The sequence below is a fragment of the Streptomyces koelreuteriae genome (assembly GCF_018604545.1).
Classification (GTDB): Bacteria; Actinomycetota; Actinomycetes; order Streptomycetales; family Streptomycetaceae; genus Streptomyces; species Streptomyces koelreuteriae.
The window spans coordinates 2831583-2849834 of sequence record NZ_CP075896.1 but is presented as its reverse complement, the minus strand read 5'-3'; the positions used below and the strand labels follow the sequence as shown (position 1 = coordinate 2849834).

At 71.5% G+C, this 18252-nt stretch carries 16 protein-coding genes; 15 read left to right on the top strand and 1 reads right to left on the bottom strand.

The genetic code is table 11. The annotated features are described in order from the left end of the window. The first annotated feature begins 159 nt into the window (after nt 1–159). The 5 genes from KJK29_RS39365 to KJK29_RS12445 all read left to right on the top strand — a co-directional run bounded on the left by KJK29_RS39365 (nt 160) and on the right by KJK29_RS12445 (nt 6718). Complete coding sequence (locus KJK29_RS39365; protein WP_370869133.1) at nt 160–3282, top strand: LuxR C-terminal-related transcriptional regulator; 3123 nt, start codon at nt 160–162, stop codon at nt 3280–3282. A gap of 43 nt (nt 3283–3325) precedes the next feature. Further along, the gene (locus tag KJK29_RS12460) at nt 3326–4237 is read left to right on the top strand and encodes an MEDS domain-containing protein (protein WP_215118902.1); all 912 of its coding nucleotides are present in this window, start codon (nt 3326–3328) and stop codon (nt 4235–4237) included. Between the two features lie 73 nt (nt 4238–4310). After that, on the top strand, nt 4311–4793 hold the full coding sequence (locus KJK29_RS12455) for an ATP-binding protein (RefSeq protein ID WP_251057769.1): 483 nt from the start codon (nt 4311–4313) through the stop codon (nt 4791–4793). A 159-nt stretch (nt 4794–4952) separates the two neighbouring features. Next, entirely contained in the window at nt 4953–6269 is a 1317-nt protein-coding gene (locus tag KJK29_RS12450) for an Nramp family divalent metal transporter (RefSeq protein ID WP_215118901.1), read from the top strand. Between the two features lie 17 nt (nt 6270–6286). Continuing rightward, the gene (locus KJK29_RS12445; RefSeq protein ID WP_215118900.1) at nt 6287–6718 is read left to right on the top strand and encodes a hypothetical protein; all 432 of its coding nucleotides are present in this window, start codon (nt 6287–6289) and stop codon (nt 6716–6718) included. A 6-nt stretch (nt 6719–6724) separates the two neighbouring features. On the opposite strand, the gene KJK29_RS12440 is transcribed toward KJK29_RS12445, so the two are convergent. Next, nucleotides 6725–8413 carry a chitinase gene (locus KJK29_RS12440; protein ID WP_215118899.1) on the bottom strand — a complete coding sequence of 563 codons (1689 nt, stop codon included), beginning with the start codon at nt 8411–8413 and terminating at the stop codon, nt 6725–6727. Between the two features lie 305 nt (nt 8414–8718). On the opposite strand from KJK29_RS12440, the gene KJK29_RS12435 reads away from it, so the two are divergent. The 10 genes from KJK29_RS12435 to KJK29_RS12390 all read left to right on the top strand — a co-directional run bounded on the left by KJK29_RS12435 (nt 8719) and on the right by KJK29_RS12390 (nt 18215). Beyond that, complete coding sequence (locus tag KJK29_RS12435) at nt 8719–9552, top strand: hypothetical protein (RefSeq protein ID WP_215118896.1); 834 nt, start codon at nt 8719–8721, stop codon at nt 9550–9552. 70 nt (nt 9553–9622) lie between these two features. After that, nucleotides 9623–10330 (top strand): Flp pilus assembly protein CpaB, encoded by a 708-nt coding sequence (gene cpaB / locus KJK29_RS12430; RefSeq protein ID WP_215118894.1) that lies wholly within the window; start codon nt 9623–9625, stop codon nt 10328–10330. Nucleotides 10331–10339: 9 nt separating this feature from the next. Then, the gene (locus KJK29_RS12425; RefSeq protein WP_215118892.1) at nt 10340–11593 is read left to right on the top strand and encodes an AAA family ATPase; all 1254 of its coding nucleotides are present in this window, start codon (nt 10340–10342) and stop codon (nt 11591–11593) included. Further along, on the top strand, nt 11590–11991 hold the full coding sequence (locus KJK29_RS12420) for a TadE/TadG family type IV pilus assembly protein (RefSeq protein WP_215118890.1): 402 nt from the start codon (nt 11590–11592) through the stop codon (nt 11989–11991). Before KJK29_RS12425 ends, KJK29_RS12420 begins: the two co-directional genes overlap by 4 nt. Beyond that, nucleotides 11978–12391 carry a TadE/TadG family type IV pilus assembly protein gene (locus KJK29_RS12415; RefSeq protein WP_215118888.1) on the top strand — a complete coding sequence of 138 codons (414 nt, stop codon included), beginning with the start codon at nt 11978–11980 and terminating at the stop codon, nt 12389–12391. Before KJK29_RS12420 ends, KJK29_RS12415 begins: the two co-directional genes overlap by 14 nt. Before the next feature lie 16 nt (nt 12392–12407). Beyond that, a complete protein-coding gene (locus KJK29_RS12410; protein WP_215118886.1) occupies nt 12408–13745 on the top strand; it encodes a CpaF family protein in 1338 nt (445 codons plus the stop codon). 9 nt (nt 13746–13754) lie between these two features. Beyond that, on the top strand, nt 13755–14699 hold the full coding sequence (locus KJK29_RS12405; protein WP_215118884.1) for a type II secretion system F family protein: 945 nt from the start codon (nt 13755–13757) through the stop codon (nt 14697–14699). 22 nt (nt 14700–14721) lie between these two features. Next, entirely contained in the window at nt 14722–15609 is an 888-nt protein-coding gene (locus KJK29_RS12400; protein ID WP_193481765.1) for a DUF5936 domain-containing protein, read from the top strand. A gap of 16 nt (nt 15610–15625) precedes the next feature. Continuing rightward, nucleotides 15626–17251: a sensor histidine kinase gene (locus KJK29_RS12395; RefSeq protein WP_251057768.1), complete on the top strand. Its 1626-nt coding sequence runs from the start codon at nt 15626–15628 to the stop codon at nt 17249–17251. A 25-nt stretch (nt 17252–17276) separates the two neighbouring features. Then, nucleotides 17277–18215, top strand: a complete 939-nt coding sequence (locus KJK29_RS12390) for a response regulator transcription factor (protein WP_215118882.1) — start codon at nt 17277–17279, stop codon at nt 18213–18215. The last annotated feature ends 37 nt before the right edge of the window (nt 18216–18252 follow it).

The window sequence follows — 18252 nt, the reverse complement described above, 5'->3', positions numbered from 1 at the left end:
CGTGCGGCGTGTCCGTCGAGGTGTCACGGGCGAAGTACACCCACGGGTGTGACGCGCGCGTGCATATATGTAGGCGGCGGGGGAGAGTGAGGATTCGCGCAAGGGGAGCCGGACTGCCCGGATCCTCGGACCACACCCCCCCCAGAGGACTGGCTGATCATGGGCGGATCAGCGCCACGACGGGACAACCAGCTACCGGCCGAGACGACCAGCTTCGTCGACCGGCGTGGCGAACTGACCGAAGGCCGTGAACTGCTGTCCCGCGCACGGCTGGTGACGCTCACCGGACCGGGCGGCGTCGGCAAGACCCGGCTCGCCGCACGCATCGCGGCCCGCGTGCAGCGCGCCTTCCCGGACGGCGTGCGCTTCGTGCACCTCTCCGGGCTGCACGACCCGGCGCTCGTGCCGCTCGCCGCCGCCGACGCGCTGGGACTGCACGACCACTCCGCGCAGCCGCCGCTGGACGCCCTCGTCGAGCAGGTACGGGACCGGCGGCTGCTCCTCGTCGTCGACAACTGCGAGCATCTGGCCGGTGCGTGCGCCCGGCTGGCCGCGGCCCTGCTGCACGGCACCGCGGGCGTCCGGATCCTCGCCACCAGCCGGCACCGCCTCGGCCTCACCGAGGAACATCTGCTGGAGGTACGGCCGCTGCCGGTGCCCGACCCCGACGGCGACCTGTCCGCCGCCGAGGGCTATCCGGCCCTCACCCTCTTCGCCGACCGGGCCGCCGCCGTCGTCCCCGGCTTCCGCCTCACCCCCGGCAACCTCGCCTCCGTGGCCCGCCTCTGCCGCCGCCTGGACGGCCTGCCCCTGGCCATCGAACTGGCCGCCGTCCGCATGCGCGTCCTCGACGTCGACCAGCTCCTGGACCGCCTCGACGACCGCTACCGCTTCCTCACCACCGGCAGCCCCGCGGCCCTGCCCCGCCACCAGACCCTGCGCGCGGCCGTCGCCTGGTCCCACGACCTGTGCACCGCCCCCGAACAGACGGTCTGGGCCCGCCTGTCGGTCCTGGCGGGCGGCTTCGACCTGGAAACGGCGGAAGCGGTGTGCGCGGACGAGCCGGGGGAGAGGGACGCCGGCTGGGGAACGGGCTCGGCACCGGCCGGGGTTCTCCCGCCGGAGGACGCGGCGGGCTTCGCCGACGCGGCCGTGCGGGGGGTGGCGGCCGGAGCCCGCCCTCTCCCGGCGCAGGAGCTCACGGGACCCAGGACCCTGCCCCCGCGCGACACCGACCGCGGCCCGGCCGCCGGCATCGCGACGCGACCCGTGCCACGCCGCTACCCCCTGGCCGCTCCCCGCGCCGGTGAGGGCCCCGGTGGCGGAACGCTGCCCTCGCCCGTGCCGTGTCCGGGCGGTGTGCCGCTGTTCCTGGGCGTGCCGGGCCCCGGCGGTGTGTCTCCGTCCCCGGCTGTGCCGGGCTCGGGCGGTGCGGTGCTGGCCTCGCCGGTGCCGTGTCCTGGCGGTGCGTCGCCGTCCCTGGCCGTGCCCGGCCCAGGCGGTGCGTCTCCGTCCCCGGCTGTGCCCGGCCCAGGCGGTGCGTCTCCGTCCCCGGCTGTGCCCGGCCCCGGCGGTGCGATGCTGGCCTCGCCCGTGCCGTGTCCTGGCGGTGTGCCGCTGTCCGTGGGCGTGCCGGGCCCTGTTGGTGTGACGGAGTCTCTGGGCGTGCCCGGCCTTGGCGGTGCGACATTGCCGTCGCCCCCACCCGGCCCTGGCGGTGCGACGTTGCCCTCGCCCGTGGCGTGTCCTGGCGGTGCGCCGCCGTCCCTGGCCGCGCCAGGCCCCGGCGGTGTCGCCGCGCCCCCTGCCAGGGAAGCCGGGGACGCCATAGGTGAGTGGCAGGACCGGTCCGGACCCGTCGCGCTCCGGGCCGATGAAGTCCTCGACGCCGTCGCCGGGCTCGTGGACAAGTCCGTGTTGTGCCGGGAGCCGGGGCCCGGTGGGGTGCGGTATCGGATGCTCGACACGTTGCGGCAGTACGGGCTGGAGCGGTTGCGGCGGACGGTGGGGGAGGAGGGGGCCGCGCGGCGGCGGCAGCGGGACCGGATGCTGTGGCTGGCCGAGGAGTGCGAGCGGGGCTGGTTCGGGCCGGGGCAGCCGGAGACCGTCGCACGGCTGCGTGCCGACCGGGACAATCTGCGTGCCGCCCTCGACTTCAGCCTGTCCACCCCGGACGAGGAACGCGCCGCACTCAGGCTCGCCGGCGCCCTGTGGTTCTACTGGCACGCCTGCGGCGCCCCCCGCGAGGGCCTGTACTGGCTCGAACGGGCCCTGGCCGCCAGCCCCGAGCCGACCCGGGAACGGGCCCGCGGACTCTGGGTCGCCGGGCTGCTGGCCGCCACCACCCAGGACTTCCCCCGGGGCCGCCGCCAGGCCTCCGACGCCCTCGCCCTCGCCCGTGCCCTGGGCGACACCGCCGAGGCCGCCCACGCCGAGTACGTCATCGGCGTCATCCGGCTGTTCGGCGACGACCTGCCCGGCGCGCTGACGCACTTCGAAGCCACCGTCGCCCGCGGCCCCGTACCCGGCCAGCATCTGAGCCTCGTCGGCCTCGACCAGGTCGAACTCGCCTGCGCGCTGGGCTTCCTGGGCGAGGCCGACCGCGCCGTCGAGGTCTGCGAGCAGGCCCTGCGGCTGTGCGAACGGCACGGCGAGCAGTGGGTACGGTCGTACGTGCTGCGCATCCTCGCCCTCGCGCACACCGTGCGCCGCGACTGGCCCCGGGCCGAACGGCACGCCCGTGAGGCCCTGCGGCTCAAACACGCCGTCCACGACATCATCGGCATCGCCCTCACCCTCGACCTGCTCGCGTCGATCGCCGCCGAACGCGGCGCCCACCGGCACGCGGCCCTGCTGATGGGCGGCGCCGACCGCGTCTGGGCCGACATCGACACCGGCCGCTGGGGCGCCCACACCCTGAACTCCGTACGCCGGGACAGCGAGGAGCGGGCCACCCGGGCTCTCGGACGGGACGCGTTCGAGCGGGCCCACCGGCGCGGCGGCGGACTCGGCCTCGCGGAACTCGTCGGCCAGGCCCTCCAGGAACCGGCCCGCCCGCGCCCCGCGGCCTCCCCGGCCCCGCAGGACGACACCACGGTCCGTCTGACCCGCCGCGAGTCGGAGGTCGCCCGGCTCGTCGCCGAGGGGCTCGCCAACCAGCAGATCGCCGACCGCCTGGTGATCGCCCGCCGCACCGCCGAAGGCCATGTGGAACGCATCCTCAGCAAGCTCGGCTTCAGCAACCGCAGCCAGATCGCCGCCTGGGTGACGGCGCAGCGCTGACCCTCCCGCACCGGAACACCCACCCACCTCCCGAGGGGAACACATGACCGTCCGACAGCCCTCCGCACCCACCCCCTTCGACCACCGCATGGCCGTCTTCGACTCCGACGAGGACTTCCTGGCCGCCGCCCTGCCCTTCCTCGGCGAAGGCCTCGCCGCCCCCGGCGAACCACCGCCCGTCGCCATCGCCGACCCCCGCAACCTGGACCTGCTCCGGGACGCCCTCGGCGGCGACGCCAAGGACATCACCTGCATCCCGCACACCGACTGGTACACCGGCTCCGCCGCCAACGCCGTCGCCCGGGCCGCCGCCTACCTCGCCGCCCACGCGGCCCCGGGCGGCGGGATCCACCTCCTCATGGAACCCGTGTGGAGCGGCCGCGCCGGCCGCTCGGCCCGCGAGACCACCGAGTGGATCCGCTACGAGGCCCTCGCCAACCCCCTCTTCGCCCCCATGGCCACCACCGCCCTGTGCGCGTACGACACCCGCACCGCCGGGCCCGCCGTCGTCGCCGCGGCCCGCCGCACCCACCCCGACACGGAGGTGTACGAGGACCCGGTACGGCTCACGGCCGAACTCGACGCCGTACCCCTGCCGCTGCCCCCCGTCGGCGTCGAGCGCCTCGCACAGCCGCACGCCGGGGCCGTCCAGTCCTGGGCGCAGACCCGCGGCCTGCCCGCCGCCGACGCCGAACTGTTCGCCACGGCCGTCGCGGAGACGGCGGCGGCCCTCGCCCCCCTCGACGGCGCCGCCCTGCTGTGGGGCGAGGCACCCGCCTGCGTCTGCGAACTCCGCTCGGCCCGCCGCATCGACGACCCCCTCGCCGGATTCGTCCCGCCGCCGCCCACCGGCCAGGACCCCGGACCGGGCCTGTGGTACGCGCGCCAGGTGTGCGCGTACGTCGACATCCGCGACGACACCGAGGGCGCCACCGTGCGGCTCCAGTACGCGTGACCTGCACAAGCAGGTAGGGGATCGGGTAGTCCTCCCCCTGCGCCGGACCGACCGGCTGGATCACCCTGGACCCATGCTGCAACTCTCCGGGCGCCACCTCCCGGACCCCGACGCACGGTACGGTCCGTTTCCCCAGCCACCCCTGGGAGCGGGCCACCTCAGCGTCGAGTACGGGCCCCGGCCCTCCGCCGTCCGCGAGGCACGCGCGGAGGTCCGCAGACAGTTGGAAAGCTGGGGGCTCGCGGAGCACGGGGAGGTGGCGGACGTGGCCGAACTCCTCGTCGGCGAACTGGCCACCAACGCCCTGGTGCACGCCGGGAGCGGCTTCCGGCTGACGCTCTTCGCCGCGCACGGCGTACTGCGCTGCGAGGTCGCCGACGCGGAGCGCCGGGTGCCGCGGGTGCTGGACGCGGGCACCGGGGAGAACGGCCGTGGAATATTCCTGGTGGACGCGCTCGCCCAGCGCTGGGGCTGCCACCGGGACGGGCCGGGCAAGACCGTGTGGTTCGAGCTCGGTACGTGTGGGGCGGACGGCTGTGGTCGGCGACAGCCGTGACGCTCCGCTGGGTGGGCCAATGGCGGTTTGTCAGAGCCGCCTTGGCCTGTTCCCGGGCTGCGGGTTCGTTGTGGTTGTTCGCGCAGTTCCCCGCGCCCCTAAGGGTGATTGCGCCACGCCCTCTTGTCGGTCCGGGTTCTTTGATGTTTCTTGACCTGCATGGCGGACACCACGGGAAACACCACGGAGAACGAAGCCCAGCAGCCTCCTCAGCCGCGTAAGGCGAGTTGGAAGTACATCGGGCCGGGCATCGTCGTCGCGGCGACCGGGGTCGGCGCCGGGGACCTGGTCGCCACGCTCATCGCGGGCAGCAACTTCGGCTACACCCTCCTGTGGGCCGCGATCATCGGCTGTCTGGTGAAGATCTCACTGGCCGAGGCGGCGGGCCGCTGGCATCTGTCCACGGGGCGCACCCTGTTCGACGGCTGGGCGAGCCTCGGCCGCTGGACCACATGGTTCTTCGCCGTGTACGTCGTCGTCTGGGGCTTCGTCTACGGCGCGGCGGCGATGTCGTCGAGCGCGCTGCCGCTGCAGGCGCTGTTCCCGGACGTGATGGACCTGAAGTGGTGGGCCATCGCCTGCGGTCTGGTCGGACTGGTCTTCGTCTGGTTCAACAAGTACGCGGTGTTCGAGAAGGTCATGACGGTCCTGGTGGGCGTCATGTTCGTGGTGACGGTGTATCTGGCCATCCGGGTCACCCCGAACCTCCTCGACGCCTTCGCCGGTCTTCTGCCGGTGCTGCCCGACGAGAAGGACTCGATCCTCAACACCCTGGGCCTGATCGGCGGCGTCGGCGGCACGATCACGCTCGCTGCGTACGGCTACTGGGTCAACGCCAAGGGCTGGACCGACACCGGCTGGATGAAGGTCATGCGCCTGGACAACCGCGTCGCCTACGCCACGACCGGCATCTTCGTGATCGCCATGCTCTTCGTCGGCGCGGAGCTGCTCCACTCGGCGAACGTCGCGATCGCGAGCGGCGACAAGGGCCTGATCCAGCTCGGCGACATCCTGGAGGCCGAGTACGGCGCGGCCACGGCGAAGTTCTTCCTGATCGGCTTCTTCGCCACGTCGTTCACCTCGCTGATCGGCGTCTGGCACGGCGTGAGCCTGATGTTCGCCGACTTCGTGGCCCGGCTCGCGGGCAAGGAGGCCGTCAAGGGCGAGGAGATCGCCTCCGGCAAGCGCGAACGCTCCTGGCCCTTCCGCGCCTACCTGCTCTGGCTCACCTTCCCGCCGATGGTCCTGCTGTTCCAGGGCCAGCCCTTCCGCCTGATCATCATCTACGGCGTCCTGGGCGCGGCCTTCATGCCCTTCCTGGCGGGCACCCTGATCTGGCTGCTGAACTCCTCCCGCACGCCCCGGGAGTGGCGCAACGGCCCGCTCAGCAACATCATGCTCGCCATCGCCGGTCTGCTGTTCCTGGTCCTGTGCACGAAGCAGATCTGGGACCAGCCGTGGGCCGACTTCTTCTGAGGCGTGAGAATGGCCGGATGACCCAGCAGCCCCCGCCACCCGGCCCTGGCTTCGGCCCGCCCCCGCCGCAGTACGCGCCCGCACCACCGCAGTACGCACCGCAGTACGCGCCGCCCGTACCGCCGTCGTACGGTCAGGCCGGCCAGGTTCCGCCCCCGCAGGTGCCGGCCGGTCCGGACTTCCTCGCCGTCGACAAGCGCAACGCGGTCGTCGTCGACGCGAGCGGCGTCGCCTTCGAGTCGTCCGGTCAGACGATCGAGTTCCGCTGGCCGGAGATCCGCGGTGTCCACTACCGGGCGAGCCCGGACGGCAAGGCGCTGATGGTCGCCGTGGTCCACATGGACGGCCGGTTCTACGAGTGCGTGGTGGAGGCCAAGCCCAGGACACGGCTCCAGGAGTGGTTCCCGCAGCTGGCCTGGGTCCTTGGCCACTACCGTCCGATGGGCTAGGGGAGGCTACGGCAGCCCGTGCACATGCGGACCCACCGCGTTGGACCACGCGTTGCCCGCGGTCGCGTCCCAGTTGGTCGACCAGGTCATCGCGCCTCGCAGGTCGGGATAGGTACGCGACGGCTTGAAGGACCCGCAGCCCGTGCCCCTGGTCAGGCAGTCCAGGGCGTTGTTCACGACGGACGGCGACACATAGCCGCTCCCCGCGCCCCGGGTCGAGGCGGGCAGGCCGAGTCCGACCTGGGACGGGGCGAGGCCGCCCTCCAGCTGGATGCAGGCCAGGGCGGTCAGGAAGTCCACCGAGCCCTGGCTGTAGACCTTGCCGTCGCAGCCCAGCATGGAACCGCTGTTGTAGTACTGCATGTTGACGACGGTGAGGATGTCCTTGATGTTCAGGGCCGTCTGGAAGTAGGAGTTCGACGTCGACTGCATGTCGATGGTCTGCGGCGCCATCGTGATGATCAGCGACGAGCCCGCCTTCGCCGACAGCGACCGCAGGGCCTGGGTCATGTAGGTCGCGTTGAGGCCGTTCTCCAGGTCGATGTCGACGCCGTCGAAGCCGTACGTCTGCATGAGGGAGTGGACGGAGTTCGCGAAGTTCGTCGCCGACGCGGCGTCGCTCACCGCCACCGTGCCGCGCTCACCGCCGACCGAGATGATGACCTTCTTGCCGGCGGCCTGCTTGGCCCTGACATCCGCCTTGAACTGGTCGACGGTGTAGCCGCCCAGCCCCGCTGAGTCCAGGTTGAAGGTCACCGTGCCCGGCGTCGAGGTCGCGTCCGCGAAGGCGACGGCGATGATGTCGTACTGCGACTGGACGTCCGCGAGCTTCTGGACCGCGGCCCCGTTGTTGAAGTTCTGCCAGTAGCCGGTCACCGCGTGCTTGGGCAGGGCGGGACCGGGGCCGGTCGGCGCGTTCGTCCGGCCCGTCACCGCCGCCGACTTGGGAGACTCGCCCGCCGCGTTGGTCGCCGTGACCTGGAAGGAGTACGACGTCGAGGCCGCGAGCCCGGTCACCGTCGCCGAGGTGCCCGAGACGGCCGTCACCTTCGTGCCGTCGCGATAGACGGTGTAGCCCGTCGCCCCGGAGACGGTGTTCCACGCCAGGGACACCGACGAGGACGACGTCCCGGAGACGTTCAGACCGCCCGGCGCGGCCGGGACCGTGGGGCCGGGGTCGGTGCCGCCGCCCCCGTCGGGCCCGAACACCGACACGTCGTCCGCGTAGTAAGCGGCCTGCCCGTACCAGCCGTGCGTGTACACCGTCACCGAGTTGGTTGACGAGCCCGTCCTGAAGGTCGTCGACAGCTGCTTCCAGGAGGAGGAGTCCGGGGTCCAGGTGGACACATCGGTCGTGCCCGTGCCCGAGACGCCGAGATAGGCGTAGCCGCCCCGGACCCAGGCGCCCAGGGTGTACGTCGAGCCGGGCTTCACCCGCACCGTCTGGGCGCACCGGGCGTTGTCCTGCCCCGCCGGGGTCCCCTTCAGCGCGGCCGTGCCGGCGTGCACCGGGGAGGAGACGGCCGTACCGCTGCCGGCGGAACAGGTCCAGTCGCTCAGGCCCGACTCGAAGCCGGCGTTCCTGGCGTTGTTGACGTCGGCCGCGGAGGCCTGGCCGACGGTCGTGACAGTGAGGGCCAGGGCAGCCGTGACGGCACCCGACCACAGCCGCAGGGATCGTCTGTGTCTGGACATGACAAGAAAATGGTCCAGACCAGAGGTGCTGTCAAGAGGTCCAGACCAACTTGGGGCTTCGCCCTGAGTCCTCGCCCTCGACCGGCAAGATGCTCAACCTGCCCCGTTTTGGCGCATCTTGTGCAACGACAGTTGCTCCCGAGCTACACAAACGCTGTTCTCCGGTCACAGAGCCGTGGATACAGTGCTGAGGTAGTCACGCAGTGAAGTCACCGAAGTCGGCCGGAGTCACACCGGCGCGCCGACGGGCATGGGGAAACGGGGAGCTGCGCGTGCCAACTGCCATTGCCGTGACAGGTGCCGACATGGCACTGCCGCCACAGGACGAACGCACCCTGCCCGCCGTCGTGCTGAGGGACATCGACAAGCGCCCCCTGGAACAGGCGCTCGCCGAGATGCAGGCCCTGGTCGAGCACCACGGACACGTCATCGTGGTCTGCTCCCAGGCCGCGCCCACCGCCGTACAGCGCCGCCTGCACACCCTGCGCTCCCTCATGGAGAGCGACCGCATCGCCCTCTTCCGCCCGGATCTGCCTCCGCTCGGACTGGCGGTCCTGGCCCGTCAGTTACGGCAGCTCGCGTCCTGCGACATCAGCCCCGGCGTGCTCGCCTCGGCGGGCCGGCTGCTCGTCCACTACATCCACGCCGGGGCGCTGCTGGGCTCCGTCACCCGCCTCGACCGCGTCCCCGTCGGCCTGAAATCACACGCCAAGTCCTGGGTCCCGGGCAGCCAGTTCGGCGTCCTCGCCCACCCCGAGCCACGGCTCGTGAAGATCACCCCCGAAGCCGCCCTCCCCGGCCCCGAGTTCGGCACGTGGATGCTCGTCGCCAAGGGGCAGCTCCAGTCCGACTGGGTCACCACCACCCTCGCCCCCTCCTGGAAGGTGCAGGGGCTGCGCGAGATCCCGCTCCCGGCCGAGTCCCCCGGCTGGTGGGGCACCGGCAAGCTCATCGAGTTCTGCAGCTTCCTGCCCGACCTGTCGGTCCTCTACCAACTGGTCACCTCCGTACGGCGCGGCAGTTGCCACTGGTGCGGCATCGACGTCATCGGCGACCGCTGCGTGTTCTGCTCGGCCATGCCACCCGTTTACGACGGCCCGCCCCCCAAACAGCTCGAGAACCGAACGGCCGTCGGGTGAGCCCTGACACCGCTCGCGCGCACCGCTCCGATCCCGACCGACCGCTATCCCCAACGAGGTTGCACGGTTCATGAATTCCCGTCAGCGCCGCGGCGTGCTTCTCCTGCTCCTGTCGGTCGTCTGCGCCCTGGGCGCCTTCACCGGCGTGCTCTCCGTCATAGGCGACGTGAAGTCCAAGGTCGGCCCCGAGGTCACCGCCTACCGGCTGAAATCCGACGTGCCGCCCTACACCACGCTCACCACGGGCCAGTTCGAGAAGATCAAGATGCCCGAACGGTGGCTGTCCGACAACGCCGTCACCGATCTGCGGGAGATCCAGGGCAAGATCGCCGTCACGACGCTGCGTTCGGGCTCCCTGCTCCAGTCCGACATGATCGTCCGCCAGCCCGCCCTCCAGCCGGGCCAGCAGGAGGTCGCCATCATGATCGACGCGGCGACCGGCGTGGCCGGCAAGATCACGCCCGGCTCCTCGGTCAACGTGTACGCCACCTTCGAGGGCAAGCGCGAGGGCGACCCCGACCAGTCGAAGATCATCGTGACCAACGCCAAGGTCATCGACGTGGGCGATCTGACCGCGCTGAAGCCGGACGAGAACAACCGCACCCAGCAGCCCACCGACGCCGTCCCCATCACCTTCGCGCTGTCCGCCCTCGACGCCCAGCGCATCACCTACGCCGAGTCGTTCGCCCAGCGGGTCCGGCTCGCCCTCGTCGCGCCCGGCGGCGACACCACGGTCCCCGAGCAGGACCGGACGTACGAACTCGCGAAGGACAAGTGAGAGGCCCGCATGCCCACGAGGATCCTCCCGGCAGTCGGTGAAGCGGACGCCGTCCGGTCCATCACGACCCTGCTCAGCCAGCTCCCGGACGCCGAGCCGGTGGCCCCGGTGGGCGACTCCACCCAGCTCATCGACACCCTCGCGCGGCTCGCCGCCGAGTCCGTCGACGAACTGCCCGAGGTCGTGGTCGTGCACGAGCGGATCGGCCCGGTCCCCGCGCTGGAGCTGATCCGAGAAGTGGCCCTGCGCTTCCCGGCCGTCGGCGTCATCCTCGTCACCTCGGACGCCAGCCCCGGCCTCTTCCAGGCCGCCATGGACTACGGCGCCCGCGGCCTCGTCGCCCTGCCCCTGAGCTACGAGGAACTGGCCAGCCGCGTCCAGGCGGTCGCCCAGTGGTCCGTGGGCGTACGGCGGCACCTGGGCGCCGGCGGCGACGTCTTCACCGGCGTCGGAGGCACCGTCGTCACCGTCAGCGGCGCCAAGGGCGGCACCGGAGCCACCCTGACCGCCATCCAGCTCGCCCTGGCAGCCCAGGCCTCCGGCCGCAGCACCGCCCTGGTCGACATGGACCTCCAGACCGGCGACATCGCCTCCTACCTCGACGTCCAGTTCCGCCGCTCCGTCGTCGACCTGGCCGCCATCACGGACATCTCCCCGCGCGTTCTGGCCGACGCGGTCTTCCGTCACGACACCGGCCTCGCCCTGCTGCTCGCCCCGGCCGAGGGGGAGCGCGGCGAGGACGTCACCGACCGCGCCGCCCGCCAGATCGTCAGCGCCCTGCGCTCCCGCTACGAGATCGTCGTCATCGACTGCGGCGCCCAGCTCGGCGGCGCGGGCGCGGCGGCCGTGGAGATGGCGGACCGGGCCCTGCTCGTCACCACGCCGGACGTGGTCGCCGTACGGGGCGCCAAACGGGCGGTACGGATGTGGGACCGGCTGCAGATCCGCAAGGCCGAGGAGACGACCGTCGTCGTCAACCGGCACAGCCGCGGTACGGAGATCCAGCCGCCCCTGATCCAGAAGATCACCGGCACGGCGGTCGCCGCCACCGTCGTCCCCGCCAACTTCAAGGAACTGCAGAGCGTCGTGGACGCGGGCCGCATCCACGAACTGGAGAACAAGAGCGCGGTGAAACAGGCCCTGTGGGGCCTCGCGGGAGAACTGGGCCTGGTCAAGGTCCCCGACGGCGCCCAGAAGGGGGGCCGGGGGTTCCGCGGCGGCGACCGGGGGTCGGTGAGCTTTCGACGGCGGAGGGAGGGATGAACGTGCCTGTGAGGGAGCGAGAACGGGACCGGGGCCAGGTCACCATCGAGTTCCTCGGGATGACACCGACGATCATCGTGACGCTGGTGGCGCTGTGGCAGGTCGTCCTCGTGGGCTACACCTACATCCTCGCGGGGAACGCGGCGGACGAGGCGGTGCGGGCGGCGACGGCGACGGAGCGCGGCGCGCGCGACGGCGCCTGCCGGGCCGCCGGGCTCAAGCACCTCTCGGAGGCGTGGAGCTCCGGCGCCGAGGTGACCTGCGGCGGCACCGGCTATGTCACGGCCGACGTCAAGCTCGAAGTCCCCATCCTCTTCCCGGGCACGCTCTCCGTCCCGTTCCCGGTCCGGGGGCACGCCGGTGCGGTCGAGGAGGCGGACTCAGATGGCGCGTCCTGACAAGGGCCGCGACCGGGACCAGGTCGCGATCGAGGGCCGTGACCGGGGCCAGGTCGCGACAGAGGGCCGTGACCGGGGCCAGGTCGCGATCGAGTTCATCGGCTTCCTGCCGATCCTGATCCTCGTCGGGCTGGCCGCCGTACAGCTCGGCCTGATCGCGTACACGGCCCAGCAGGCGGGGACGGCGGCCCGGACGGGGGCGCGCAGTGCGTCGCTGGAGGGGCCGCACGAGGCGGACTGCCGGGCGGCGGTGAGCAGCTGGCTGAACGTGACCGGCTGTCCTGCGTCGTACGGCCCGGACGAGGTCACCGTCACGGCCACCGTGGAGATCCCGTCCCTCGTGCCCGGCTGGAAGTTCGACCCGGCGGTCAAGACCGCCACGATGCCGCGCGACCACTGAACGGAGCACCGCACCCATGAGCCTGCGAGCACGCATCAACTCCCCCGAGGAGCACGGGAACCGGGGCGAGGACGGTCACATGGTCGCCTCCTACCGGGCCAAGCTCCTGGAGGAGATCGACCTCGCGGAGATGAGCTCGCTGGCCGCCGCCGAGCGCAGGGCGCGGCTGGAGCGGGTGCTCGGGCACATCATCAGCCGCGAGGGCCCGGTGCTGTCGACCGTGGAACGCTCGCAGCTCATCCGCAGGGTGGTCGACGAGGCGCTGGGCCTCGGCATCCTGGAGCCGCTCCTGGAGGACGCCTCCATCACGGAGATCATGGTGAACGGCCCGGACGCGATCTTCGTGGAGCGCGGCGGCCGGGTGGAGCAACTGCCCCTGCGCTTCGCCTCGAACGACCAGCTCATGCAGACGATCGAGCGGATCGTCTCGACGGTCAACCGCCGTGTCGACGAGTCGAACCCGATGGTCGACGCCCGTCTTCCCTCCGGCGAGCGTGTCAACGTCATCATCCCGCCCCTGTCCCTGACGGGCGCCACCCTCACGATCCGCCGCTTCCCGCGCTCCTTCACGCTCCAGGAGCTCATCGGCCTCGGCTCGCTCGACGAGCACATGCTGTACCTGCTGGCGGGCCTGGTGCAGGCGAAGTTCAACGTCATCGTCTCGGGCGCGACCGGCACGGGAAAGACGACCCTGCTGAACGCGCTCTCCGGGCTCATCCCCGGAGGCGAACGCATCATCACCATCGAGGACTCCGCCGAACTCCAGCTCCAGCAGGCCCATGTGATCCGCCTGGAGTCACGCCCGCCGAACGTCGAGGGCAAGGGCCAGGTCTCCATCCGCGACCTGGTCCGCAACTCCCTGCGCATGCGCCCCGACCGCATCGTGGTCGGTGAGGTCCGAGGCGGGGAGTCCCTGGACATGCTCCAGGCGATGTCGACCGGCCACGACGGCTCGCTGGCCACCGTCCACGCCAACAGCGCGGAGGACGCGCTGATGCGCCTGCAGACCCTCGCCTCCATGTCGGACGTGGAGATCCCCTTCGTGGCGCTGCACGACCAGATCAACAGCGCGGTGGACGTCATCGTGCAGCTCACCCGGTTCGCGGACGGCGCCCGCCGCATCACCGAGATCGCCCTGATGGACAGCCACGGCAGCGACCCGTACCGGCTGGTCACGGTCGCCCGTTTCAACGCGCGGCCCATGAGCTCCGACGGCCGTATCCACGGCAACTTCGAGTACTTCCCCGTCCCACGCCGCACCGCCGACCGCCTCTACATGGCGAGCCAGCCCCTCCCGCAGGCCTTCGGCATCGCCCGGTCCGCGGACCAGCTAGCCACCCGAGAAGCCAGGTAGGACCGACCGATGGATCTGCACACGCTCATCACGCTCACCACGGGCATCACCCTGCTGACGTGCGTCCTCGCGGTCGTCGGCCTGCACTCCTGGGCCACGGGCAAGGCACAGCGTCAGGCGCTCGTCGACCGCCTGACCGCCGCCGGCCAGGTCCCGGTCGGCGGCCGGCGCCGGCACTTCCCGAACCTGGACCGCCGGCTGCGGCGCACCGGGCTCGGCAGGAAGCTGGAACTCCGCCTGGCGGCGACGGGCCTGGACATCACCCCGGGTGAGTTCTTCGTCTACATGCTCGCCATGGTCGCCGGCCTGTGGCTGATCGGCCAGGCAGCCCTCGCCCCGTTCTTCGGCCCGCTGGCGGGCCTCCTCGGCATCGGGGTGGCGATCCAGTTCCTCAACTGGCAACGCCAGAAACGCATCGAGAAGTTCATCAACCAGCTCCCCGAGATGGCCCGGATCCTCGCCAACGCGACCCAGGCGGGCCTTGCTCTGCGCACGGCCATCGGCATGGCGGCGGAGGAGATGGAGGCCCCGGCGGGCGAGGAACTGGGCAAGGTCTCCGCGCAGCTCGCGGTGGGAGCGTCGCTGGACGAGGCACTCGACGAGATGGCGGACCGCCTCCCGTCCCGCGAACTCGTCGTCCTCGTCACCACCCTCGTCCTGTCCAACCGGGCGGGCGGCCAGGTCGTGAGCGCCCTGCGGAACCTGACGGAGACCTTGGAGGAACGCAAGGAGACCCGACGCGAGGTCCGCACCCAGCTCTCCCAGGTCAGCATGACGTCCTACGCCGTGCCGGTCCTGGGCGTGGGCTCACTGTTCCTGATGAACGGGGTGAAGGACGGCGCCCTGGACCGTATGACCGGCTCCCCCTTCGGCCAGGGGGCGGTCATCATCGCCTTCGCGCTCTACGCCGTCGGCTTCGTCCTCATCCGCCGCCTGTCCCGCATCGACGTCTGAGAAGCCAGGAGGGAACGGACCCATGGGACTTCTCCTCGCCCTGCTGATGGGCCTCAGCGTCTGGGGCATCTTCGCCGGCATCCGCATGTACCGCGCCGAGGCGAAACTGCCCGGCGACCTCGCGCTGGCGTTGGAGGTCGGCTCCACGCGTACGGGAGCGGTCGACTCGCTCATCGACCGCATGGGCATGCGCTACGCCCCCGCGGTGCTGCGCCTCATGGGCCCCAAGCAGGTGGCCAAGTACCGCCGCAAGATCGACCTGGCGGGCAACCCGGGCGGCCTGACGATCGACCGCTACGCGGCTCGCCGGGCGGTCTACGGAGCCCTGGGCGGGGTCGGCTTCCTGGTCTTCCTGATGCGGGGCCAACTCCTGGTGGCCTTGTTGTTGCTGGCCTTCGGCGCGTTCTGGACGGAGGTCGGCATCTGGTCGGCCATCCGTATCCGCAAGGACGTCATCGAACGGACCCTGCCGGACTTCCTCGACGTCCTCGCGGTCGTGGTGAGCGCCGGCCTCGGCTTCCGCCAGGCCCTGGACCGGGTCGCGTCCAAGTACGAGGGCCCCTGGGCGGACGAACTGCGCATCACCCTCCGCCAGATGGACCTCGGCATGAGCCGCCGCCAGGCCTTCGCGGAACTGCGCCGCCGCAACGACTCCGAGCAGGTCGCCATGTTCGTCACGGCGCTGCAGCAGGGCGAGGAACTGGGCGCGCCGATCGTCGACACGCTGGTGGCTCTCGCCAAGGACATGCGGCGCACGGATGCCCAGAACGCCCGCCGCAAGGCCGCCCGGGCCGTTCCCAAGGCCACGATGATGATCACGACCTTCATGGTCCCGGCCACGATGCTCCTCCTCGGCGCCGGCCTCATCCTCGGCTCGGGCACGGACTTCGGCTCGGTGACGGGCAAGTAGGGGGGCGGGCGACAGCATGCCGATGACAGGGGAACGCGCCGGGCTGCTGCGCCGCCGCCCCAAGACACCCGAGATCACCACCCCACCGGCGGGCACGGTCCTCCCGACCCACGCCCGCACGGGCGCACCGGACATCCCGGTGACGTCGGTCACACCGGCGTTGCCGCCGGGGTGGGAGGCGGTGGAGGGGGGTGGGGAGGCGGGCACGGGTGCCGGATACGTGGGCTACGCGGGTGGTAGGTCGGAGGGGCAGCCGAACGACGGCCCGGCCCTCTGCGCGGTCGGCCGGTCAGCCGCCGACGGCGCTGAGCCCCGACCGGGGCCACCCGCAGGCGACCACGAAAGCCGCACGGGTGGTGCGGGTGGGAACTCCATCCCGGCCGAAGGCCGGGACACGGGCACCCTCACGAGCCCCGCGATCGACATCCAGGTCAACGCCCTACAGGCACTGTCCCGACAGGTCTTCGGCTTCCGCCTGGCCATGATCGCCCTGGCCACCCCCACCGCCCTCCTCAACGCCAACGAGGGCCTCCCCACCCGCCTGGTCGGCGCAGCCGTAGTCGTCACCTTCATGACCTCCTACGTCCTCTTCAGAGACTGGGAACGCTTCGGCCCCCTCCTCCTCCGCCACCCCACCCTCCTCGCCGCCGACACCCTCTTCGGCGCCCTCCTCCTCATCTCCGCGGGCCCCGACAGCACCCTCGCCTACGTCAGCGTCTGCACCCCCCTCCTCGCCGGCCTTGTCTACGGCTGGCGAGGAGCCGCCGTCTTCGCCAGCCTCCAGGCCCTCCTGCTCCTCCTCATCCACGCGGCACAGGAGAACCCACCCCCCGGCCTCGCGGAGGCGACCCTCCTGCCCGGCCTCTGCGTCGTCGCCGGCGCCGTCGGCTCCAGCCTCCGTAACCTCATGCTCCGCTTCGGCGCGGCCACCCAGGCCCTCACCACCGTCCAGGCCAGGCTCGCCGTAACGGAAGCGGTCAGCGCGGAACGCGCCCGCCTGGCCCGCGAGATGCACGACTCAGTCGCGAAGACCCTGCACGGCGTAGCGCTGGCCGCGGACGGCCTGGAAGGCTCCACAGCCGCCGACCGGATGAACCCCACCCTGATCAGACAGCAGGCGGCACTGGTCGCCCGCTCGGCCCGCCGGGCAGCCGCCGAATCCCGCGAACTCCTGGCGGACCTGCGCCGCGAATCGGACCCGTCCCAGGCCACGGACGTCCTGGTCGAACTGGCCGCCCGCACCCGCGACTTCAGCGCCCGCACGGGTCTCACCGCCGTCTACCGCCCCACCGGCGAGCACTCCGTACCCCCCGTCCCACCCGCGGTGGCCCGCCAGCTCCTCACCATCGCCGCGGAAGCGATGGAGAACGCCCACCGCCACGCACACCCCACCCGCGTCGACGTCAGCGCGGGCGTCCACGGCGACCTGCTCCGCATCAGCGTCTACGACGACGGAAAGGGCCTTCCCCCCGGCACGACACTCGAACAACTCCGCCGAGCGGGCCACTTCGGCCTGGTCGGCATGGTCGAACGCGCCGCCTCGGTGGGCGCCCGCATCCGCATCGGCCGCGGCAGCCACCCCCAGGGAACGGAAGTCCGCCTGGAACTCCCCTTGGCGGCCCTGACCACCCCCACCGCATAACCCACGACACGAGAGGAGGCCCCCGATGCCGAACCAGCCGCAGCCACCGCAGAACCCGTTCGCCGACCTCCCGGGGCCCGCACAGCCGAGCCGCAGCCTCCGAGTCGTCGTGGCGGACGACAACCCCGTGGTCCGCGCGGGCCTCACCGCGCTCCTCTCCGGCCGCGCGGACATCACGGTCGTAGCGGAAGCGGCCGACGGCCTCCAGGCCTACGAGGCCGCCCACCAGCATCGCCCGGACGTAGTCCTCCTGGACGTCCGCATGCCCGGCGTGGACGGCATCTCGGCCCTCCCGTACCTGGTGGGAATCGCCCCGGTCGTGATGCTGACGTACAGCAGGGAGTCGGAGATCGTCCAGGAAGCCCTGCGCCGAGGAGCGGGCGGCTATCTGGTCCACGGCGAATTCACGGCCGACCAGCTGGTCGAGGCCGTACGGGACATCAAGGAGGGCAGGGCCCACTTCACCCCCACGGCAGCGGGCGCCCTGCTGGCCCGACTCCGCCAGGACCGGACCCCGACGCCCACCCTCCCCGAGGGCCTGGGCCAGTCATCAAATGCGACTGCATACGGAATTCCCCCCTCCGCAAACCCGCATACTCAATCTCAACAACCGCACCCACCAGCGAGTTTCACTCCACGCCCCACTCAGCGATCACCCATTTCTCCAGAAAACCTTTCGCAAGTGCAACCGCATGTGGGACAGTCATCGTCTGGATGGACGACGCATGGCCGCCCGGCTCCGGACAGGTCGCGTTTCCAACTGAGCACGAGGGAGGCAGAGATCATGGACCTCATCGCATCCGGCATGAACAACCAGCAGATCGCCGCCACGTGCTTCATCAGCGAGAAGACCGTCAAGAACCACATCAACCGCATCTTCGCCAAACTCCACAGCACCAGCCGCTCCGAGGCCGCAGCCAAATGGATCGGCACAGCACCGGACTCACACCGAGGGCTGGGGTGACCTTCGGTGACAGTCTGGGGAAAGACCCGCCCTGCCC